General features: G+C 35.8%; 18 protein-coding genes and 3 pseudogenes. 6 read left to right on the top strand and 15 right to left on the bottom strand.

What is annotated here, in order from left to right; genetic code table 11:
* Nucleotides 1-119 precede the first annotated feature (119 nt).
* The 3 genes and pseudogenes from BM350_RS09110 to BM350_RS27455 form a co-directional block, all read left to right on the top strand.
* On the top strand, nt 120-1,325 hold the full coding sequence (locus tag BM350_RS09110; RefSeq protein WP_090917716.1) for a macrolide family glycosyltransferase: 1,206 nt from the start codon (nt 120-122) through the stop codon (nt 1,323-1,325).
* 576 nt (nt 1,326-1,901) lie between these two features.
* Nucleotides 1,902-2,306 (top strand): hypothetical protein, encoded by a 405-nt coding sequence (locus BM350_RS09115; protein WP_090919352.1) that lies wholly within the window; start codon nt 1,902-1,904, stop codon nt 2,304-2,306.
* Nucleotides 2,307-2,460: 154 nt separating this feature from the next.
* Nucleotides 2,461-2,586 (top strand): annotated as a pseudogene (locus BM350_RS27455) (3-ketoacyl-ACP reductase); the annotation flags it as partial.
* Between the two features lie 49 nt (nt 2,587-2,635).
* On the opposite strand, the gene BM350_RS09120 reads toward BM350_RS27455, so the two are convergent.
* From BM350_RS09120 to BM350_RS09140, 5 genes and pseudogenes are all read right to left on the bottom strand, one after another.
* The gene (locus BM350_RS09120) at nt 2,636-4,633 is read right to left on the bottom strand and encodes an FtsX-like permease family protein (protein ID WP_090919349.1); all 1,998 of its coding nucleotides are present in this window, start codon (nt 4,631-4,633) and stop codon (nt 2,636-2,638) included.
* Nucleotides 4,608-5,378 (bottom strand): ABC transporter ATP-binding protein, encoded by a 771-nt coding sequence (locus tag BM350_RS09125; protein ID WP_090919347.1) that lies wholly within the window; start codon nt 5,376-5,378, stop codon nt 4,608-4,610. The genes BM350_RS09120 and BM350_RS09125 overlap by 26 nt, the downstream gene beginning before the upstream one ends.
* 139 nt (nt 5,379-5,517) lie before the next feature.
* Complete coding sequence (locus BM350_RS09130; protein WP_090919344.1) at nt 5,518-6,504, bottom strand: sensor histidine kinase; 987 nt, start codon at nt 6,502-6,504, stop codon at nt 5,518-5,520.
* Nucleotides 6,501-7,208: a response regulator transcription factor gene (locus BM350_RS09135; protein ID WP_090919341.1), complete on the bottom strand. Its 708-nt coding sequence runs from the start codon at nt 7,206-7,208 to the stop codon at nt 6,501-6,503. The genes BM350_RS09130 and BM350_RS09135 overlap by 4 nt, the downstream gene beginning before the upstream one ends.
* A gap of 56 nt (nt 7,209-7,264) precedes the next feature.
* A pseudogene (locus tag BM350_RS09140) lies at nt 7,265-7,444 on the bottom strand (winged helix-turn-helix transcriptional regulator); the annotation flags it as partial.
* Nucleotides 7,445-7,636: 192 nt separating this feature from the next.
* Between BM350_RS09140 and BM350_RS09145 the strand changes: the two are divergent.
* Nucleotides 7,637-9,148 carry a class I adenylate-forming enzyme family protein gene (locus BM350_RS09145; RefSeq protein WP_139207759.1) on the top strand — a complete coding sequence of 504 codons (1,512 nt, stop codon included), beginning with the start codon at nt 7,637-7,639 and terminating at the stop codon, nt 9,146-9,148.
* Between the two features lie 438 nt (nt 9,149-9,586).
* Here BM350_RS09145 and BM350_RS09150 read toward each other — a convergent pair.
* The 8 genes and pseudogenes from BM350_RS09150 to BM350_RS09185 all read right to left on the bottom strand — a co-directional run bounded on the left by BM350_RS09150 (nt 9,587) and on the right by BM350_RS09185 (nt 19,170).
* Nucleotides 9,587-11,443 (bottom strand): annotated as a pseudogene (locus BM350_RS09150) (S8 family peptidase).
* A gap of 405 nt (nt 11,444-11,848) precedes the next feature.
* The gene (locus BM350_RS09155) at nt 11,849-12,841 is read right to left on the bottom strand and encodes a DMT family transporter (RefSeq protein ID WP_090919336.1); all 993 of its coding nucleotides are present in this window, start codon (nt 12,839-12,841) and stop codon (nt 11,849-11,851) included.
* Nucleotides 12,828-13,487: a GntR family transcriptional regulator gene (locus BM350_RS09160; protein WP_090919358.1), complete on the bottom strand. Its 660-nt coding sequence runs from the start codon at nt 13,485-13,487 to the stop codon at nt 12,828-12,830. Before BM350_RS09160 ends, BM350_RS09155 begins: the two co-directional genes overlap by 14 nt.
* A gap of 113 nt (nt 13,488-13,600) precedes the next feature.
* The gene (locus BM350_RS09165; protein WP_090919333.1) at nt 13,601-15,283 is read right to left on the bottom strand and encodes a glycerol-3-phosphate dehydrogenase/oxidase; all 1,683 of its coding nucleotides are present in this window, start codon (nt 15,281-15,283) and stop codon (nt 13,601-13,603) included.
* Nucleotides 15,284-15,415: 132 nt separating this feature from the next.
* Complete coding sequence (gene glpK / locus BM350_RS09170; RefSeq protein WP_090919330.1) at nt 15,416-16,906, bottom strand: glycerol kinase GlpK; 1,491 nt, start codon at nt 16,904-16,906, stop codon at nt 15,416-15,418.
* 13 nt (nt 16,907-16,919) lie between these two features.
* Nucleotides 16,920-17,741, bottom strand: coding sequence for an MIP/aquaporin family protein (locus tag BM350_RS09175; protein ID WP_090919327.1), 822 nt, complete (start codon nt 17,739-17,741; stop codon nt 16,920-16,922).
* Nucleotides 17,742-17,946: 205 nt separating this feature from the next.
* Nucleotides 17,947-18,507, bottom strand: coding sequence for a glycerol-3-phosphate responsive antiterminator (locus BM350_RS09180; RefSeq protein WP_090919324.1), 561 nt, complete (start codon nt 18,505-18,507; stop codon nt 17,947-17,949).
* Nucleotides 18,508-18,741: 234 nt separating this feature from the next.
* The gene (locus BM350_RS09185) at nt 18,742-19,170 is read right to left on the bottom strand and encodes a VOC family protein (protein WP_090919322.1); all 429 of its coding nucleotides are present in this window, start codon (nt 19,168-19,170) and stop codon (nt 18,742-18,744) included.
* A 329-nt stretch (nt 19,171-19,499) separates the two neighbouring features.
* On the opposite strand from BM350_RS09185, the gene BM350_RS09190 reads away from it, so the two are divergent.
* Together BM350_RS09190 and BM350_RS09195 are read left to right on the top strand one after the other, a co-directional pair.
* On the top strand, nt 19,500-19,880 hold the full coding sequence (locus BM350_RS09190) for a hypothetical protein (RefSeq protein WP_090919319.1): 381 nt from the start codon (nt 19,500-19,502) through the stop codon (nt 19,878-19,880).
* A 127-nt stretch (nt 19,881-20,007) separates the two neighbouring features.
* On the top strand, nt 20,008-20,433 hold the full coding sequence (locus BM350_RS09195; RefSeq protein WP_090919315.1) for a VOC family protein: 426 nt from the start codon (nt 20,008-20,010) through the stop codon (nt 20,431-20,433).
* A 454-nt stretch (nt 20,434-20,887) separates the two neighbouring features.
* On the opposite strand, the gene BM350_RS09200 is transcribed toward BM350_RS09195, so the two are convergent.
* Both BM350_RS09200 and BM350_RS09205 read right to left on the bottom strand, forming a co-directional pair.
* A complete protein-coding gene (locus BM350_RS09200; protein ID WP_090919312.1) occupies nt 20,888-22,522 on the bottom strand; it encodes an FAD-dependent oxidoreductase in 1,635 nt (544 codons plus the stop codon).
* 321 nt (nt 22,523-22,843) lie between these two features.
* Nucleotides 22,844-23,044 (bottom strand): sporulation YhaL family protein, encoded by a 201-nt coding sequence (locus BM350_RS09205; RefSeq protein WP_090919309.1) that lies wholly within the window; start codon nt 23,042-23,044, stop codon nt 22,844-22,846.
* Between the last annotated feature and the right edge of the window lie 12 nt (nt 23,045-23,056).

Genomic DNA, 23,056 nt, shown 5'->3' on the forward strand with positions numbered 1-23,056 from the left:
CCAATAGAATTGTTCGTTTTTTTTACACTTGAGGGCAGTGGAATTTCTTTAACTTGACTACAAAATAATTAGTTTTAAAATGTTAAATATTTACAATCGATAGGTAAGGAGAGATGGTCATGTCAAAAGTTCTTGTTATAGGCTTTCCGGGTGAGGGACATGTTAATCCAACCCTAGCAATCGTTGAAGAATTGATATGTAAAGGAGAAACGGTAGTTTATTATTGTGTTGAACAATATAGGGACAAGATTGAAAAAACAGGAGCATCATTTCGTTATTATGAAGATTTTACTTCACAAATGGATGTGATGAAAAAAATAGATGAAGGGCCCAATCCTTTAGAAATGATCCATCGAATCATAAACGTTACAGACAAAATAGTCCCTACAATTTTAAAGGAAATAAAAGAAGAAAACTATGATTATGTCATTTATGATAATCATTTTATAGTAGGGAAGATTATTGCTAATATATTAAAATTACCCAAAATTTCTTCTTGTACTACTTTTGCTTTTAATCATTATATGTCTTTTGGTTCTATGCCTAAATTAGATGAAATAACGAAAGATTCTCCGATGTATCAAGCGTGTTTAGATACGATGCAGAAATGGGAAAAACAATACAATATTGTTTGTAATAGTGTATTCGATATCATGAATCAACCAGGAGACATTACAATCGTATTTACTTCAAAGCTATATCAACCACGTGCAGAAGTATTTGATGACTCGTTTATATTTGTTGGACCTTCTATTAGTCCACGAAAAGATGTTAGTCATTTTCCTATTGAAAAGCTCAAGACAGAAAGAGTAATTTTTATTTCTCTGGGTACCGTATTCAATCAGCAACCAAAATTCTACGAAAAATGCTTTGAAGCTTTCCAAGATACGGAAGCTACTGTTGTTCTAGCAGTCGGAAAAAAAACGGATATTAACCAATTTAAAAACATTCCCTCCAATTTTTTAGTATATAATTACGTACCACAATTAGAAGTTTTACAACATACAGATGTATTTATTACACATGGCGGAATGAACAGCTCCAGTGAAGGATTATATTTTAGTGTTCCACTTGTCGTTATTCCCGTTGCTGCTGACCAACCGCTCGTTGCAAAACGAGTGGAAGAAGTAGGAGCTGGCATTCAATTAGATCGTTTACAGCTTACTGCTACAATGCTACGCGAAGCAACAGAACAAGTACTAAATAATAAAGAATTTGCTCAAAACAGTCATGCAATAGGAAAATCCCTTAAAGAAGCTGGAGGATATAAAAAAGCAGTAGATGAAATATTTAATTATAAAAATAAGATCTTATCAACTCGATAGTTGCACTGTTATGAATCTCTAAATGAATACTCACGTATATAAATAAAAATTAAAAAATCGACATATAAACCCTCTTTCTTTTTAGGGTGGCGAGAGCATCTGGCCATGCATAGTAGCGGTCATGTTGTATTCTGCATAGCAGCAACTTATAAAGAAAAGCGGAAGCGGCTCGCTCAGAACAAGAGGAGGATGGAGCTTCTGACATAGAGGCGCTTTTTGCCTCGGCGGAAGACGCGAAGCCACCGACTGTTCTAGCCGCTGGAGCTGGATCATAAAGAAAAGCGGAGCCGACTGTTTAGGCCCGTTGGCTAAGGTTCTTTCACACAGAAGGTGTTTTTTACCTTCTCGTGTGGAAGGTTCTTAGACATGAGGGCTTAGGGGGCAGAGCTAGACAAAGATGTCGAAAAATTAAAATGGATTTGTATAGCGATGGTTGTCTACATGCTTAGAATTGTATCATGTCTAACATTGTAATATTTTGTATTTTTGTATCCCTTTACAATTAATTCCAATCATTATAAGTTTATTTTATATAGACAAATAGATTTCCACTCATAACATAGGAGGATTTTAGTAATGAAAAAATATGTTTCTCTATTAATGGCATCTATAGTTATTCTCTTCACAGTATTTATACCTTCAACTAGTGCTGCTACTCTTACATCAGTAACATCTAAACACTCGGATAATTCAGCGAAAAGTATAAATTTTATTGGGACAGGAAAGTACATGAAAATGACATGTACATATTATGGTAAGACTACAGCAATGGAATCAGATGGTTCCTGCAGTTTATATAAGAAGGCCTCTCCCACAAATATTGAGCTTGTCACCAATCTACATGTTGGAGGTTGCTATGGCTCTATAACGGAAAGCACGAATGTCTGGTTAGAAAAAGGAGCTTCATACATCCTTAAAGCCGATGTTAGTACTTTTACTGACCCACAATCATTTGTAACTGCTACAATTACAGATATATAGAAAATGATTTATGCCTCCTTCTAATTTGAGTAAGGAGGCTATTTAGGATTTTTATTCGAAAAATTGCTTCTAGTGCAAGAAATATATCAAATCCGGGCATCCCCGCCGTTGATGATCAGCACTTGTTTTTCATTTTTAACCGGCTCCTTAACGTGCAGGGAACATACCGCCGAAAAGAATTTCCGCACCTGATGAAATTGCCCAGGCAGTCTTGTATCAATTAACGCAGGAATCCATCACAGGACAAATATTTACAATTGATAATGGACAGAAGTTTTGAAGGTTTAATGTAAAAACACCCTCTTATGTAAAAGGGTGTTTTTCGTGCGTTATTCACTTTTTTCTATTTGATACATTGCTTTATACAGCTGATCGATATAGTTAGAACGAATAATAAAGAAATATATAATTTGCATACATAGAAAACTGGTTAATACAATAATCGAGCTTTTTACAACAGAAATATCTTGAGCGCCATTGGAGAATTTTGCTACATATTGTACTGCAGCAAATGCAACGCTACTATGAATCATGGCAACTAAAGTAGGTAAGAAAAAGAGTAGCATCATTTGTTTTGTTACAATTTTCTTTAGTTCATTTTTACTTAATCCTATTTTACCAATCATACTGTATTGTTGGTGATCTCGATCAAAATCTGTGAATAAGCGGAAGTATAAAAAGCTAGTCGCAAAGATAAAAAATACGATGCCTACTAATACTGTCATTATAGATAGAAGGCCGTTTTGTTGTTTCATCTCAACCCAATTAAAGCTTAAGGAAGAGAAAGAATAAGGTGTATTCACGTCATTAGAGTTAGGTTTTATGATTTTCAAGAGCGTTTTTGAAACATCTAGCGTTTTTTGCCAATCTTTTATAATAAATCCGTATTCAGTTACTTCTGGACGGACCATGTACTCTTCTGATAATTTTTGGCTTATCACCTGATTATAGATGGAATCATTTACAACGATCTTAGAATCATAGTACCCTTTTAATTCTTGAACTTCCGCACGTTTTATAATTTGAAGTGTAACTTTTACATTACCGTGATTTAATTCAATGTTTTTCTCCGCTGCTAATTTTGCAAATTCTTGAGGTTTTAAGCCCTTTGGTAGTATGACTAAACTGTCAGTTTCATGTTGTAATGTTTCTGTTTTGTATCCAAATTTTTTGGCGTACTCATTATAGTCTGTTAATTTGATTAGTGTTCTACCGTTTGCGGTTGTTATAAATTTAGGTGATACGAGCGTATATTGAAAATGAGCATCATCTAGCTGTTGTTTTATTTCGGAAATATGTTGTTTTTCCAATGGATTACCAGCATAAGATTCATATTGAAAGGCATAGGGGCTCATTCTCTCTCCCCAACCTGCATTTGCCATTGCAGCACATATGCCAATCGCAGTAAAAGCTACAGCAGAAATGATAGCTACAATAAAAAATGTTTTTGCATTATCGCGTAACCGATAGATTAACTCTGAAATTGTGAGCAAATTTGTTTTCTTAAAAAATGTATGCTCGTTCTTTTTCAAGGCATGCATAACATAAACGCTTAATTGTGTAAATAAAAAGTATGTGCCGATAACGACAAGAACGACACCTCCTCCAATTAACATCAGTAACTGATTAGAGGTCATGTAATCTTTTCCAACAGATAGATGAAATACAGCAGCATAACCAGCAGAAATCGAAATAATCGATAATAAAGCTAGCCAAATAGATGCTTTTGGCTCTGGCTTTGGTTTTTCTTCTGCTTTTAATAATTCCACGAGTTCATTCACTTTCACCATTCTTGACGTGAAAAGTGAAATGAGAAGAAATAACACAAAAAAGGAGATACCAGTTAATTCTATGGCTTTCGTTGGAACGTAGAATGATAACCCATTGTTAATCGCTAAAATAGAAGCGCTAATTAACAATATTAATTTAGAAAAAATAAGACCAATTCCGATCCCTGTAACAATAGAAAAGAAGCCAATCAGCATATTTTCCATGAAAATGAGCTTATTGAATTGTCGATGGGACATTCCGTGAATCATTAAGATCCCAAATTCTTTTTTTCGGGTTTTTAAAAATGCGCTAACAGAATATAGAATAAAGAAGAACGAAAAGAAAAACGTTAAATATTGAGATACTTGAAAGCCTATTTTTCCAAGTGTATTCATCGTTGTACTAATACTTGTCAGTTCTCCTTGTAAATTAGGATGAAACGAAATGAGTCCATACGTGAAAAAAATCATAACTGCAAATGTACTGCTAAAAAAGTGACCCATATAAATTCGTTTATTACGCATTACGTTATTAAACGCGAATTGTTGAAAAGTCATGAGCATTTCCTCCGAGTAATGATAATACATTCATGATTTTTTGATAAAACGCTTCGCGGCTATCTCCGCAATAAATTTCATTATAAAATGTACCGTCTTTAATAAAGATGACACGGTCACAATAGCTGGCAGCCATTGCATCGTGTGTGACAAGCATCATTGTTGCTTCCTCTTCCTTATTCAGCTGCAATAATAGTTCCATTACATCTCGCGCAGCTTTTGAATCTAAGTTTCCTGTAGGTTCATCCGCAAGCACTAATTTTGGGTTATGAATAAGAGCGCGTACGATAGCTGTTCGTTGTGCTTGTCCACCGGAAATTTCAAACGTACGTTTATTTAAAATGTGTGTAATATCTAATTTCTCTGCGATAGCTGCCACTCGTGTATTCATATCTTCTAGACTCGTTCCATTCAACGTCAAAGGTAAAACAATATTTTCTTTTACTGTTAATGTGTTAAGAAGATTAAAGGATTGAAAGATAAATCCTAATTCACGACGACGAAATAATGCTAAGTTATCTTGTGATAATTTATATGGATTCTCTCCATTAATAAGCACTTCACCAGATGTTGGAGAATCAATAGTTGAAATCATATTTAACAACGTTGTTTTCCCACTTCCTGATGGGCCCATAATGCCAACAAATTCCCCCTTCTGAATTGTTAAATCAATATTAGAAAGCGCATCATACGACACTTTTCCTGTATAAGTTTTACTAAGATCACAAATTTTTAAAATCTCCATGTTTTCTCTCCTTCCAAACTGCTTTTCTGTTGTTCAGTGTAATCTAATTTTATTGTTCCTCATATTGAATCATCTTTCATTTGTCTTACAAAAGTGTAAGATTTCTAAAAAAAAAGATGAATGGGGTTCCATTCATCAGCTACCGAGAAGCAGTTGGAAAAATAATCTGCACAGTTGTGCCTTTTCCTACTTCAGATTGTAATTTAATTGTATGACCTAATTTTTCAACGACTTCTTTTACCAGGTATAATCCCATACCTGTAGATTCTTTATATGACCTTCCGTTTTCTCCCGTATAGAACGGACGGAAAACGCGCGGCAAATCAGACTTAGGAATACCGATTCCGCGGTCTTGGATTTGTAAGATAGTACCTCTTTCTTCTGTGAAGACAGAAATCGTAATTTTTTCTCGATTTCCAGCTGAATATTTAATCGCATTAGATAATATTTGATTTAGGATAAAGCGTAGCCATTTGGCATCGGTCTCTACTGTAAGATTGGATTCAACCTTTATTTCTGGGTATACATAATTTCGTAAAAAAGAACGTTTATTTTCATGAATCACTTCATTTACTAATTCTCGTAACGTAACTTTCTCTACATAAAAGTCTTGTTCAAATATTTCAAGACGTGCCATATTAAGTACCATTTCGAGCCCTTGTCTCATTCGATCCGTTTCTTCAGCTATGCTTTCAAACCGTTCATCATCAGCGTCTTGTGTAATAAGTTCAATGACAGAAAGAGGAGTTTTCATTTGATGAACCCATTGGTTCATAAAAGTGAGATGTTCTTGTTTTTTCTTCTCCCATAATTTTAATTGATTGTGATAATAAAGATATTGTGCATGCAATACGTTATTCACTGCGACAGATAAAGGAGTAGAATCGGCTTTTTGGATTGATTCATTTAATGTTTTAGGGAGATTAGATAACCTGACATACAAGTTACGGTGAGTAAAGTAACGATATAGCAAATAGCCAATTAATAAGACCAATCCTAAGAACACGGCATACAGTGCGGTTAGCCAATGATTGTAGCCGTCATACCAATAGACAAGTAAAACAGTAAACAATTGTACAACTGTATACAATATAAGCGGGATGTGATCACGGAAAAATAATTTCATTTTAATGCCTCGTCATCCCATGTAATATGTAACCTGTATCCAGCTCCTCGAACTGTTTCCAGTGCATCTTGAATTCCTAATTCTGTTAGCTTTTTGCGCATGCGTGTTATGTTCACACTTAATGTATTATCATCAACATATGTATAATCATCCCAAATCTTATCTAAGATTGCTTCACGGCTGACAACGCGTGGATAACGTTGTAATAAAATTTCTAATAAGATTGCCTCTTTTTTTGTAAGAGAAACCATCTTTCCCTTTAATGTTAGTTCCAATCTTTCTGGATATAAAATTAACCCCGCCTGTTCTACTGTGCGTTCTTCTACCTTCAGGGCATAATCACCATATGCACGGCGAAGCTGACTACGAATTTTTGCTATTATAACCTCATAATGAAAAGGTTTTGTAATATAATCATCTGCACCGTACTCTAGAGCCATGACTTGATCCATTTCTCCACTGCGAGCAGAGATGAAAATAATAGGACATGTGGAAATCGCACGGATTTGCCGGCACCAATAGTAACCATCAAAGCTTGGTAAATTTACATCTAATAATACTAAATGTGGCTGAAGCTCTTGAAATGTATTTAAAATAGTATCAAAGTCAGTTATGAGGGTTCCTTGGTACCCATATTTTTTAATGTGGGACTGAAGTAACTCAGCAATTTTTCGGTCATCCTCTACAATCATAATACGGTACATATAAATAATCTCCTCATTCTTTTCCTTAGTATAATTATATAATTTTTGAAGCTCTATTATTTCAATTTATCGTTTAAAATACAATCCCCTAAAACAGCAAATTTATCTCCATATACTTTCGTAATATGCTTTTCTCCCCAAGTATCTAACATGTCTTGTAAACTCCATCCGTACTCACTTAGTTCATATTCTACTGTTAGAGGGACTTGCTTGTAAACAATGCGATTGATAACACCACCTTCTTATAGGATTCCCGCTTCACATTCATCAACTTAAGAAATTAGTGTTCCCCCAAAACGAAAAAATCTCATATATTAATCCACCAGGTAAAGGGATATTGTTTAATTAAATTCACCAAATTTATTTTTCAACAAATTAATAGTTAATATAGTAAAATTAAATTCTAAAAATAAAAAGGGGTGTTTTTCTTGCTTACAATGCAACAATTATTACAAAAACGAGCAACACAATCACCAAATATTGAAGCACTTGTTAGTGGAGGGGAAAGATATTCATTTAAAGAATATAACGAACGAGTAAATCAGCTTGCACATTACTTGTTAAACAGTGGTGTACAAAAAGGAGATCGTATCGGAGTTTTATGTAAAAATAATCATATGTTTCCAACGATTATGATGGCAAGCTTAAAAATCGGTGCCGTACTAATACCTTTTAATCATCAGCTTACTGTTTATGAATTAGAAACGATTGCAAAAGAAGCGAAGCTAAAAGTATTATTTTATGATCCTGAATTTAACGAAATTTTATCTAAAATTGAAGCAGTAAAAGAAATTCAACATGTACTAGAAACTGGAGAAAGAATAGAAGTATCAAATTCATTTGAATTACGATTACAAGGCCAGTCGAAAACAGAACCAATGGTAGAAGTTCATGAAGATGACGATGCGATCTTCTTATTTACTTCTGGAACAACTGGAAATGCGAAAGCATGTGTCATTGGTCATAGAAATTTACATTATTATTTTACAGAAATTGCAGGCCAAAGGGAGATTCCAGTAGGCGAACGTTTTCTTTCCGTACATCCGCTTTTTCATATGAGTGGTGTACTTTCTATATTAAATTGTATTTATCACGGTATTACGATGATTTTTCTATCTGATTCACATCCTAGTCTCATTTGGGATACAATTGAAAAAGAGAAGATTACAACTATGCTTGCGTTTCCAGCTGTATACAGTTATATGCTTGATGAATTTCATAAAAAAGAACGGAATATTTCTTCTTTCAAAGCAGCGCAAAGTGGTGGAACAAAAGTATCTGCAAGTCTTATACAAAAGTATGCAGAAAAAGGAATATTCATGGTACAAGCATATGGAAGTACAGAAAGTTGGGTCGTAAGTTCATGGCGACCAGATATGGGAAAAGAAAAAATTTCTTCTGTAGGAAAACCTATTAAACATGTGGAAGTCAAGATTATTCAGCCAGAGACAGGAGAAGAATTACCTACGAATGAAGTTGGAGAGATTATTGTAAAAAGCCCATATATGTTTAAAGGTTATTGGAATAACGAAAAGGCAACAAGAAAAGTAGTAAAGAATAACTGGTTTTACATGGGTGATGCGGGGATGCTAGATGAAGACGGATTTTTATATATAATGGGAAGATACAAAGATGTTATTGTACATGGTGGTGATAATGTGTATCCAGATCAAGTAGAAGAAGTCATTCATAAAATAAGTGGTGTGTTAGAAGTTGCAGTAGTTGGAATTCCAGATGATTTTTGGGGAGAAATTCCTAGAGCTTATATTATAAAAGACATTCACACATCATTAACAGAAGAAAATGTTATTCAACACTGTAAGCTACAATTAGCGAGCTATAAAATCCCAGAAGTAATATTCGTTAAGGAATTACCGAAAAATGCTTTAGGAAAGGTATTGAAAAGAGAATTAAAGAGCAGTGCTCTAGTAAAAAAATGATTAAAGGGATTACCTATTTTAAATAAAAAATTCCAGTTATGTGTTACATAATTAGACTTTGTACTTGTTTTAATAATTTACTAGAGCTCACCATACATGTGGTCCTCCCCCACATTGTCATCAACTTAAGAATTCAGAATTACCTCAAAACAATAAAAACAAACAGAATGTACAAAATTTTCGTTCTGGGGATATTACGAGATCTTATGATGGACATGGAACAGGACTCCTACTTAACTAGTAATATGAGCCATAAGCAAGCGTTGCATATATTACGTTGCAAATCAATCTCCGAAAATAATGGGATATTTACAGCGAAATAAAAAGATAGATATTTGTTCATAAAAAAATGTCCCCCAATTATTAGTTATGTCTAACAATTGGGGGATATTTCATTTTGAGAATTTCTATTGATTCACTTATACATATACACAAAGTCTATTTTACGTTTAATGAATACGACCCATTTTTATTTTCATATTTATAGACATACAAATAATATTCCCTTGATTTCGCGTTGTATTTTCCTTTAATGCTATTAGATTCATTTTGCCCATATGCTACAAAGTTTTGTAGATCGGATTCGTGATAAGGTGTCCATGTCATTCCAATCTGTTTTTCATTTAATAAGGAAATATCTATATTTTGCAGTGAATTCATCGTAAAAGTATAGATATCTACATTATCATTGTCGTTAAGATTTCCTTCAATAGTCGTATTAAAGCTTAACGGATTTACTTGTATATGTTGGTTATTTGACTCTTGTCCTCGCTAGCGTTTTGAAGCTGAATTTTCTCCATTTGGTTGAAATCCTAATTTTAACAATATAGCTTTTAAATCTGGTAAAACACCAATTTTATCGACAGATGGATTTTTAGATTGTGTTCCTGTGTTTGTGTTACTTAAGATGTCTCTTAACTCACTTGGTTTATAGGGTTGACCCAAATGTTCCTTAGCAATACTTTGTATGGAAGTGGCTGCCCCAGCAATAATTGGTGAAGCGCTAGATGTACCATTAAAGTTAGACTTATATAAATTTGTAAGAGCTCTACTTGGTTCCGCAGAAGTTGTATCTACATTTTCACCCCAACCATATACATCAATTCGACTTCCATAATTTGAAAACCGTAAACGTTCATGAGGGACGGTTGATGAACCAGCTCCGACCATGATTGCACCTGAATCTTTGAAATCTTTGCTATTACGATTTAAGACTTGTTTTCCATCTTTATCTTTAAATTCATCTAAATCAATCGAACCATTTGATCCAGCCTCTATAATTACGATCCCTTTATCCACTCCAGTACGAATGGCATCAAATACCTCTGGTCGCACTTCAACTGGTAAATATTTATTACCATATCCAGGATAAGATGCTTGTGCCTCTAATAATAAAACATCACCAGCGTTTAGATTATTTACAGCGCTTAATATGGCATCTGCTGTGTTATACTGACCATTATCCCTTATTTGAGAGATTACCTTTACTGTAGCTTTTGGTGTAATGCCAATATTACCTATATTATTATCTTGCGCTGAAACAACTCCTAATACTGAAGTCCCATGAGCAACGTGCTGATCTAAATTTCGCCCAGACATAAGTTTAATATTTTGATTTATTAAATCCTCATGATTTAATAACCATCCGTACTCCATATCTACAAATGTTATCCCTTTTCCATCGCCGCCTTTTATGCCCCATGCATAAGGTGCATTAATTCCATATGGTGCTTCTGTAAGATATCCTTGGCTTTTAACTCTAGGGTCATCAGATGGATTAAGAGATACATTCGGTATCTGTATTTCAGGCGGTGTTAATTTTTGCGGTTCGTTAATATAGACATCTTCTATTAAGGAAGATTTTTTTAGCTTTTCTAGTAATTGTTCTGCTTGTACACCCTTAGGAACTTGAAGTGTATAATAGTTTAATAAATTAGCAGATGAATGATTATCAGATGTTTTTGTATGTTCATCTAGATTTTGAATGTCTTCAGAACTTACAGATGTAAATAAGCGAGTCAACTTCAAATCCGAAAATTCTGAAAAAACACCTTCTAGTACTACATCATTTTTTTCATGTTGTATTCGTTTTTCTATACCATCTTCATACGGTAAATTGATCCCATTTTTAAACTTTACAGTGATTTGCTTCTCGTCTCTTTTTTCTACATTAGATTTTTCTTGTTGTACTACTGAATCATTTGAAGCAGCACTCACTATATGAGAAGTTTTCCCCAGTCCCGTAAAAGCTGTAATTGCTATTGTAGACACTAACATTCCTTTTAAAATTTTCATTCATTTCCCCTCTACTTTTCCGTTTTTTAACATCTTCCTACAAAACTATCAAAATAATGATGTACAAAGCTTTATACTTAAGTAAATTATAATAAGTATCTATAAAGACTTCAATATATTTATATATGTAATATTTCATATTTTTTGTGTATATTCAATTTTCCGACACATAAGTCGCTGTTATGCAGAATACAACATGACCGCTTCTATGCATGGCCAGATGCTCGCGCCCGTCTAAAAAGAAAGAGGATTTTATGTCGATTTTTTAATTTGTATTTATATAGAAGGAAGTGAGGGGTTTTAAGATTACATGATAAGAAATTTGTTTCAATCTACAAAAATAAAAAAGGAATAAAGAAAAACCACTATATACTCTACAACGTTATAGTGGTTCTAAAACATCATTTAGGCACCAATATCTTGATTATGTTTCATTTCACCTTTATGAGAAACATAGCTATGTGCTATCATTCCTAACATGATTATAAACATACCGCTCCAAGATAAAATAGAAGGAAATGAAGAATGTAATAAAACTAATTCTCCGATAACAGCAAAAAGTACTTCCATAGATTGTGTTGCTTCCACAGTAGCTAGTTTTTGCATATCACCTCTTACCATATCAGTTGCTTTGAAAAATAAAATTGTTGCAATTACACCTGAACAAATAGCAACTAAGATAGATTGCATCGTTTGCTCCTTGCTAGGTGCTCCTGTTGTAAAAAGGCCATACAAAGATAGTAAAAACCAAAATGGTAAGCTAGCTAATGTCATGCCAAGTACACGTTGATAAGTATCCAGACGGTCTCCACAAACCTCCATCATCTTACGATTACCAAGTGGATAAGCAAAAGAAGCAACAATTACAGGAATAATGCCTAGCAAAATATCTTTCACAGCAAGAGATTTCGCTTGCTCCATTTGCATAAGAACAATACCAAGAAGAATAATAAGTGACATACCCATCCCTTTTATTGGTATTTCCCCTCTTTTCTTAAGAATTCCATTTAGTGTTTGGATGGTTTGGATGAAAAAAGGAGCTAATAAAGATCCCGATATAATCGTAATTTGCCATGTTCCAGCAATTATCCATCCTGGTGCATGTGCAGCGGCAAAACATAATGGAGCGTAAAATAGGCCAAATCCTACAAAACTCCATAAGAACCATGTTCCTGGATTTTCTCTCATTACCTGTAATAACGATCGTAGTTTCTTTCTACTTATAACAATAAACAAAAGGAATGGCACCATAAAAATAAACCTTAGTGAAGCGCTCCATATCCAGTTACCACCTGATAATTCCATCGCTCGATTCAGTATAAATGTGAAAGCAAAAAAGAAAGCAGCACAAATACCTAAAAAAACCGGACGCAAATTCCCCACCTCAATTTGCTTCATGAGTTAGTAACTTCCCAAGACTTAACCAGTTTTGTTCTACAAGATGGGCTGTTGTTTCTTTATCTTTATGTTTACACGCCTCTATAATTTGTTGATGCTGTTCTACTGACTTTAGGCCATTTATAGAAGCAAACTGAGCAATTTCAAGACGCTGAATCTTAGATATACTTCGTTCTAACGCACGAATGATTTCGGGATTTCCTGCTACATCTAAAAAAACATTGTGAAATAACTCATCAGCTTCAATTGCTTTTATAGTATCCTTTTTTTCAATAGATAATCGCAAAGCCTTATTACTGAATTCTAATTCTTGAATATCCGACTCTTTTAATAGTGGAACTGCTAAACGAGCAGCTAAAGAATGTAAAACTGCTACCACAGTAAATGCGTGTTTCGCCTCCTCAAGATTTAATGGTGCAACGCGAGTAACTGAACCAGGAATAGATTCAACAAGTCCTTCATCCTCAAGGCGTTTCAATGCCTCTCTAACCGGAGTACGACTAATTCCGAATTCTTCTGCTAACTCTTTGTCATTTAAACGCTGCTCAGGTTGCATTTCTAATGTAATGATTGCTTTTTTTAAGGTTAGATATACTTCATCTCTAAATGACATACGTTTAATGGGTTTAATCATATCTTTTTTCATAAAACCAATATATCGCATATTGGTTTTATGTTCAATTGTAATTTTTTTAATAACATTCATATAAAACAAACCCACATCATTTCTAAAAGTTTAGAAATGATGTGGGTTTTATTTTATGCTAGTGCAGATGCCTGATCTTGTTGATCGACCGGAACAACTGCATCTGTTAATGCTGCGTCTAATTCAGCTGTATACTGCAGCTTCTCTTCTCCGCTCCAGTTTAAAGCTTCTGCCATGTAATTGATAACAGCATCTTTCCATTTATATACCCAATGAATGTTGAAGAATACTGCTCCCATACGACGTACGAAGAAATCAACTGGTTTTGTTGTCATTTCGAATTCCATTGCGTATACGAGTGGAAGAAGTACGTCAAGCGGCATGTTATGACGCTCTGCCTCTCCTTTATATTCTTTCGCTAATTCGAAGAGTACATCCACGTTTGAACCGTAGAATTTTGCAAATTGCTCTGCTTGTTCTACAGTTAAACCGTATTTTTTTCCTTCTTGTGCTTTTTTCGCTATGAATGTTGGGAAGTTTTTAGAACCGCCAACATGACCGCCAGAGATTGGCATATGTTTCGTTGCACTTGCTGGGTATGAACCGTGCCCTTCTTTTTGCATTAAAGATGTTACATAGTCTACTACCATCTCTGCCATTTTGCGGTATCCTGTTAATTTTCCGCCGGCAATTGTGATTAGACCAGATTCAGAAGTCCAAATTTCATCTTTACGAGAAATTTCAGATGCGCTCTTTCCTTCTTCATAAATTAATGGACGAACACCGGCCCAGCTTGATTCAATATCCTTCTCTGTAATGTTTACGCTCGGGAACATGTAGTTAATCGCATTAATAATATATGTGCGATCTTCTGTCGTCATTTTTGGCACCGCTGCGTCTTTATCATAAAATGTATCTGTTGTCCCTACATACGTTTTACCTCCACGCGGAATCGCAAAGACCATACGTCCATCCGGCGTATCAAAGTAGATTGCTTGCCCTAATGGGAAACGTTTTTGATCAATAACAAGGTGCACACCTTTTGATAACTGTAGTACTTTCCCTTTTTTCGAATTATCTTTTTCACGAAGTGTATCGACCCAAGGACCTGATGCGTTGACAATCTTTTTACCGTACACTTCATATACGTTTCCGCCTAATAAGTCGACTACACGTACGCCGCATACTTTTCCATCTTTATATAAGAAGCCGTCTACCTTTGCATAGTTGACTGCTTTTGCGCCATGTTTGATTGCTTCTTTCATCACTTCAATTGTTAAACGTGCATCATCTGTACGATATTCTACGTAGTAACCGCCGCCTTGTAATCCTTCTTGTTTCACGAGCGGCTCTCTCTTCATCGTTTCTTCGCGGCTAAACATTTTTCTGCGCTCGCTTTTCTTAACGCCTGCTAAAAAGTCATATACACGAAGACCGATTGATGTACTAAATGCGCCGAACGTACCGCCTTTATGGAATGGAAGCAGCATCCACTCAGGTGTTGTTACGTGAGGACCGTTCTCATATACAATGGCACGTTCTTTCCCAACTTCAGCTACCATTTTCACTTCAAACTGTTTTAAATAACGTAAACCACCGTGAACAAGCTTTGTAGAACGACTTGATGTACCTGCAGCAAAGTCTTGCATTTCAAACACAACTGTTGATAATCCGCGTTTTGCTCCGTCAAATGCGATCCCTGCTCCTGTGATTCCTCCGCCGATGACAATAACATCTAATTCTTGTTTATTTACTTCATTTAAAACATTTTGACGCTGTTGACTTGAAAATTTCATGGTAATTCCTCCCTTTTATTACGAAAAAAGAGACCACAAACATCACCATAGAATCACTTCTATAGCGTGTTGTGGTCTCTCCAAATCTCCTACCGAATTATTAACTTATCATCATTGTAACACTGTTTATAATTATTTAAAAGCTTTTGTTGCTTCAATTGCTTTTTTCCAGCCAGCATATAGCTCTTCACTTGTACCCGCTTCCATTGCTGGTGTAAAGCTCTTATCCATATTCCACTGCGCTGCGATTTCTTCTTGATCTTTCCAATATCCAACCGCAAGACCAGCTAAATATGCAGCTCCTAAAGCTGTTGTTTCATTTACTTCTGGACGCTCTACTGGCACGCCTAAAATATCGCCTTGGAACTGCATTAAGAAGTTATTTTTCACTGCGCCGCCATCTACGCGTAATGTTTTTAACTCAATGCCAGAATCTGCTTCCATTGCACATAATACATCTTTTGTTTGATATGCTAACGATTCAAGCGTTGCACGGACAAAATGCTCTTTCGTCGTACCGCGTGTTAAACCAAATACTGCTCCGCGTACTTCACTATCCCAGTACGGTGTTCCGAGTCCAACAAATGCAGGTACAACATATACGCCGTCAGTTGACTCAACGCGCGTTGCATATGCTTCACTATCACTTGCATCTTGGAACATACGTAGTCCATCACGCAGCCACTGAATTGCAGATCCTGCTACGAAGATACTACCTTCTAATGCGTATTCAACTTTTCCATTTAAGCCCCATGCGATTGTTGTTAATAGACCATGCTCAGATGCTACTGCTTTTTCACCTGTGTTCATTAACATAAAGCAGCCTGTTCCGTATGTATTTTTCGCCATACCTTCACCGAAGCAAGCTTGGCCGAATAGTGCTGCTTGTTGGTCACCCGCAATACCTGCAATCGGTACATTTTGATTGAAGAAATGGTAATCAACCGTGTGACCATATACTTCAGAAGATGGACGTACTTCTGGAAGCATGCTTGCCGGTACTGTTAACATGTCAAGAAGCTCTTCGTCCCATTTTAACTCATGGATGTTATACATTAATGTACGAGATGCATTCGAATAATCTGTTACGTGAACCTTGCCGCCAGATAATTTCCATACAAGCCATGTATCAATTGTTCCGAATAATAACTCGCCGCGCTCCGCTTTCTCTCTTGCACCTTCTACGTTATCTAAAATCCATTTTACTTTCGTCCCAGAGAAGTATGCATCAATTAAAAGACCTGTTTTTTCACGAACCATGTCGCCATAGCCTTTTTCTTTTAACTCTTCACAAATTTCTGCTGTTTGACGAGATTGCCATACGATTGCATTGTATACAGGTTTGCCAGTTTCTTTTTCCCATACAACCGTTGTTTCACGTTGGTTTGTAATACCGATACTAGCGATTTGCTCCGGTTTTACCTCTGCTTCACTTAAACAAGTTGCAATAACCGCTAAAATAGATCCCCAAATTTCTTGCGGGTTATGCTCAACCCAACCTGGCTTTGGAAAATGCTGCGTAAACTCTTTTTGCGCAGCATGTACAATTTTACCTTCTTTATTAAAAAGAATCGCACGTGAACTTGTTGTTCCTTGGTCTAATGAAAGAATAAATTTTTCCATGTTTATTTCCCCCTTATGCTACTTTTCTACTATTTGTATTTTTCCCGCTCTGTTTGCTTGCCATATAAGAGATTGCTAGAACAATCACTGTTGCAATTGCTACATAGATAAGTGCTGAGTTTTGCTTTCCTTCAAATACAACTTGATGGAATAATCCCGCTAATGATCCGCCTAAAATCGGTCCTACTACTGGAATCCATGCATATTTCCAGTTCGATCCGCCTTTTCCTGGAATCGGAAGAAGGAAGTGTGCAATACGAGGTCCTAAGTCACGTGCTGGATTGATTGCGTAACCAGTTGTCCCTCCTAATGATAAACCAATACTTACAATTAAGAAACCTACAATAAACGGATTTAAACCATCTGCAAACTTATTTGCTCCAATTGCTAAAATACCAAATACTAGAATAAAAGTCCCAATCATTTCACTTAAAAGGTTTGCAAATGTGTTTGGAATTGCTGGTCCTGTTGCAAATACGCCTAATTTTGTGCCTGCATCTTCTGTTTCTTTCCAATGTGGTAAGTAATGTAAGTATACAATACATGCCCCAATCATTGCCCCAATCATTTGTGCTGCGATATAACTTGGTACGTCGCTCCAAGGAAATGCTCCTTTAAACGCAAGTCCAATTGTTACTGCTGGATTTAAATGCGCTCCGCTAATCGATCCAACTGCATAAGCAGCTACCGAAACCGCTAAGCCCCATCCCATCGTAATAACGATCCATCCTGAATTTTGTGCAAATGATTTCTTCAAACTAACACCAGCACAAACGCCGCCGCCAAGAATGATTAGTAATGCTGTCCCTATTAACTCCCCTAAAAATGGTGACATATAACCCCTCCATAATCAAATTAAAGCGCTTTCAGTGAAAGAGAAAAATTAAATTTTCAAAAGAAAAAATCCACAAATACAAGCTTCTATAAAATCATAGAAACAATGAAATGTGGATCTCTTCTTTTCTCCGTCACGTTTATTAACTTATCTATAATGTTAAACCTATTTGAAAGCGGTGTCAATTAGTTTTTTCACATTTTTGTCACTTTCTATGAAAATGTTTCCATAGCTCTTTTTTCGACGTGGTAATTGCTGTTGCACCAGCTGCTAGAGCCCTTTCCACATCATCCACAGTACGAATAAATCCGCCTGCCAAAATAGATAATTCAGTTCGCTCTTTCATTTCCGCAATTACGTCCGTTAAAGCCCCTGGAAGCACTTCAATGTAATCTGGCTTTGTCTTTTCTAAAAGGACACAACTCTTTTCCATTGCACTAGAATCAATTAAGAAAACCCGTTGAATCGCAACGACACCTTTTTGCTTCGCTTTCATAATCACACTAGACTTTGTAGATAACACACCGTACGGACGAAACTCTTGGCATACATATTCCGTTGCATACGCATCACTTTGCAAGCCATGAATTAAATCCACATGTAAAAAGACTTTTTTACAATACTGCTTTGCTAATGCCACAACACTTTTCAACTGACCAACATGAATATCTAAAATTACAATATATTCATATGAACTATGTAACAGCTTCTCTAAATCTTTTATTTGCCGAACCGCTGGTAATATTTTTTGTTCCTGAAATTCCATTTGAAAATCCCCTTTTTCGTATCTTCCTATTTCTTATAGTACACCAATTAGGGAAAAAGAAAAGATGGTACCTTTGTTCCAGCTGGGCTTGATGACTGTTGTGTTGAATTTTGTCGAAGGGTCTTTATATCATGTCGAATCGCCGATATATTGCGAAAATCGTCGATATCGACGGCACGTAAAAACGGGACTGACCCTAAAGATAGGTCAGTCCCGTTTCTTCCTAGCAATGACTTACATATTAGCACCTAGCGTTGAAACTTGCCACTCTACTCCGAACTTATCTTTCACTTGGCCATATAATGGACTCCAGAACGTTTCTTGAAGCGGCATTACTACTTGGCCACCGTCTTGTAACTTTTCAAACACTTCTTTTGATTTTTCTGCATTTTCTATGCGAATAGCGATAGTCACTTGTGATCCAACTTGGTGTGGCTGGCCTGGGAATGTGTCAGAGATCATCAAATCCGTATTACCAATTTTCAAATGCGCATGTAACACACGGTCTTTCGCCTCAGCAGGAACCTTGAATTCCGGATTTTCAGGCATGTCTCCAAACGTTTGAAGGCTTACAACTTTTGCATCCAATGCGCTTTCATAGAATTTAACAGCCTCTTGTCCATTACCATTCGTCACTACATACGGGTTAATACCTAAAATCATCACAAGCACCTCTTTCTAAAATGTTTAACATATATAACCGTAAAACAGAACATACGTTTCTATTATTTTATCATATATTACATGTTTGTGGAACTATTTTACTTCGCTCGTGCAATAAAAAAAATCGACATCTTCTTTCCAGAATACGTTTTGGAACTGAAAAATAAGTACTTTTAAGGATATTAGTACTATAAATGAACGTTTTTAGTACTCATACCATAGACTCCTCCTTATGCATAAATTCACAACATCCTTTAGCTTACACATGAAACTGTTCTAAAGGTGGAAATGGCTGAAATATAAATAGAATGAAAAGGAGTGAGATAATAATGGAAGCAAGCACCTTTTTAGGACTGTTTTGGGGATGGATGATAGTTATCGTATCAGGAATACTTTTCGTACGTCCATCGGTACTACGTGAGCTGAAAAAATTAGTAGTCGAAGACAGAGGATTTGGGATTATGTATGGCCTTCTATCTATTTTTTTAGGGTTAGGCACTGTTATCCTTCATAATGTATGGGCACTCAACTGGCAGGGATTCATCACAATCATTGCATGGCTCGCTCTATTAAAGGGCATTTACGTAATTGCATATCCTGAACCTTCCAAGAAAACCGACTTCGAAGTACGGATACTATCTACGCGTATAGCACTTGCTATCGTTAGTGCTTTGGCTTTATGGATGCTTATAGTAATCTATATGAAATAATCTGTAATTCGAAATAACAACAAGTCTCAATAGATTCGTTAAGATCAAGATAGTCACCAGAAAAATATGCTTAACGTTGTAAATCCGCATTTTCCTGACACTCCCACATTTAAAAGGAGATGAGTAGATGAAATTAAATCACTTAAATTTATGTGTGAATGATTTATCGGCAGCAAGAGATTTTTTTGAAACATTTTTTGATTTTCAATTTTTAGAAGCGAAAGGAAAAGCTCTTGTAGTCATGAGTGATAATGATGGATTTATTCTTGTATTAAGTGATCCAAAAGCGTTTAAAGGGGGAAAAGATGCGATATACCCAGAAGCTTTTCATATTGGTTTCTTAGTAGAAGAACCAAATGAAGTTGATCAAGTATATAATCGCTTAATAGAGGGAGGTATTGAAATAGATAAAGAACCTTATAAGATAAGAGGTAATAGTTATGGCTTCTACTTTACGGTATTTGATGGATTGTGGATTGAGGTTTCTTGTCTTGACTATAAAGACGGGAAAAGAATTTCAAAACTTAATGCTACGAAAGATTCTAAACGTTAATAAACTATCGGATGCTTTATATACATGTAACATTTTTTTATGTAAAAAAAGGCTCTCTAAATTTAAAGAGCCTTTACTATATATATCCATTTTAATTTTCCGACATCTTTGTCTATCTCTGCCTCCTAAGCCCTCATGTCTAAGAACCTTCCACACGAGAAGGTAAAAAACACCTTCTGTGTGAAAGAACCTTAGCCAGCAGGCTTAAACAGTCGGCTCCACTTTTCTTTATAAATCGCTGTTATGCAAAATACAACATAACCGTTACTTGCTTTCTCCTTTTGTTTTAAACCTTGCATGTGGTAGGAAAAGGCCCTGACCGCTTCTATGCATGGCAAGATGCTCTCGTCCTCTCCTAAAAAAGGATTTTATGTCGTTTTTTAACTTGTACATATATAGTTAATTAGTATTTTATTTCTTTATCGTAATAGTAGTTCAATATTATGCCTCAAAATTATTTCTCATTTAAAGATGAATTGCCTAATAAGCAGTTCATCACCTCTTCAAGCACCAAGTCAGGGGCTAATACGCCTCCTTCTGTACGCCATCCAATACATCCATCTGGTCTTACGAGTACGGCCCCTTCAGGATTTATTCCATATAACTTCCCAAAGATGTTGTCCTGATCAACAAAGTCTCCTTTTGGACAAACTCGGTACACATGAATGCTCATTCCTAAATGAGCAGCAACAGTATGTGCCGCAGTTGACCAAGAGTTATGTTCTGAACCAGTAAACAACACAAAGCTTCTCCCCACTAAATCAAGTATGGAAATACGCTTTCCTTGATAAGTACCCCACATGTGCGGAGCGCGTGTTCCTGGTCTTCCGCCAAGCTCTAAAAGATCCATTCTATGCGGAGTTGCATCTTGATTTATAATTGCTGCCGAACAGTATTTGTACCCTGCAGTAACAGCTAGACTATCTATGTTATTCAAGTTATCTTCTTGTTTATTCATAGCACGGAGCAATATACTGCTTGCGTAATCCGTGGTTAATTGTACAACGGAATGCCTCTCCTCATGGTAGGTTTCCAGTAATTTCGGATTCGCCTCATCATGTATAACAGCAGCTAATTTCCAAGCTAAATTGTGAGCATCCTGAACACCTGTGTTTGAACCGAATCCTCCCGTAGGCGGCATAAGATGAGCAGCATCACCAACTAAAAAAACACGATTATCTTGAAAACGGACTGCTGTACTCTCTGTCGCTTCCCAAGGTGAAATGCTTAATATTTTCACATTAAGATTTGATCTCCCGATGGCTTTTCGAACAATTTTTTTGCAGCGCTCTTCAGAAAAATCTTCAGATGTTTCTCCTTTTAAAGGATTATAGGCAACATGATAAATCCACCGATCGCTATTATTAACTGGAAGAAGTGCACCTGAAACTTCAGGGTGTAAAATCATAGAGAAAATAAAGGCATCTCCTTGTATGAGATCGCTCAAATCCGCTTCAAAGTAAATGTTTATATAATGACCTCCGATATTACCACGACCAGTAGTTGGAATACCTGCATGTTTACGTATAGAGCTTTTGGCCCCATCTGCTGCAATTAAATAATCACTGTGAATAATTTGTTCTTTTTTCGTTTCACAATCTCGTACAATAGCAGTTACTCCTATATTATCCTGCTTGTAAGAAACAAGTTCATGATGAAACCACAGCTTCCCTCCTAACCTCCGGGCCTCTTGCAGCAACATCGGTTCTAAATCAATTTGATAACACGATGTTCTCTTTGACGGGCTAATCTTTTTAATGATTGCGGCCATACTTTCATCACTTTCGTACTGAGCTATTCTAGTCCTTTTTAACTCTTCAGGGTCTGCTTCAGCCATTGTATTTACAGTAATCCTTCCACGGCAGTTCTCTAGTAACTTTCCAGCGGCGCGAATGTTTTTTTCTAAACCTAATTCTCGGAATAATTCCATCGTACGAAAAGTAATTCCCCCTGCCTTCGGATGAATCGCAGTCGTAGCATGCTTTTCAATAAGTAAATAATCAACTTTATGATGCGCAAGAAATAATGCAGAGGTTAGCCCTGTCAAACCGCCTCCAATAATTAAAACTGGAACATGATTAGATTTCATTTCTATGCTCCTTTCATATAGCACCTACATAAATTTCGCTGAGCTCAGTAGCCTAAATATAATAAGAAAATTATGAAAAATGTAGACTTATTTTTTATAATTATTTATCATATAGATAGAGTACGCCCCAAAATACATTAAGATATGTAGAACAAGAGTCCTTCAAATTGGATATTCAAGAAGAAAAGCTAAAATATTTTATTTTGATTAAAATAAGATATTTTAGCTTTTCTTTTTTATAAACCATTCAACTTTATTTCAAAGCACCACAATGAAAAAAAGGATGGCAACCATTCGGCTACACATCCTCTTTCATAAGTATTAAAGCAAAACGGAATCCTCATCCTTATCGAGATGACGTCGCTCCCGTTCTTCTGCGAGGCGTTTCATATACACTTCGCCTTCTTTTTCAATAAACTCATTATCAATTTCTTGCTCTTTTTTGGACGTATATAAGACCATATAACCGCTCACAACAATTCCAATAATAACAAGATAAATCCACCATGGTAAAGTTTCCATTCTAGTTCCTTC

This window comes from Bacillus sp. 103mf (genome assembly GCF_900116295.1).
In the GTDB taxonomy this organism is placed as follows: Bacteria; Bacillota; Bacilli; order Bacillales; family Bacillaceae_G; genus Bacillus_A; species Bacillus_A bruguierae.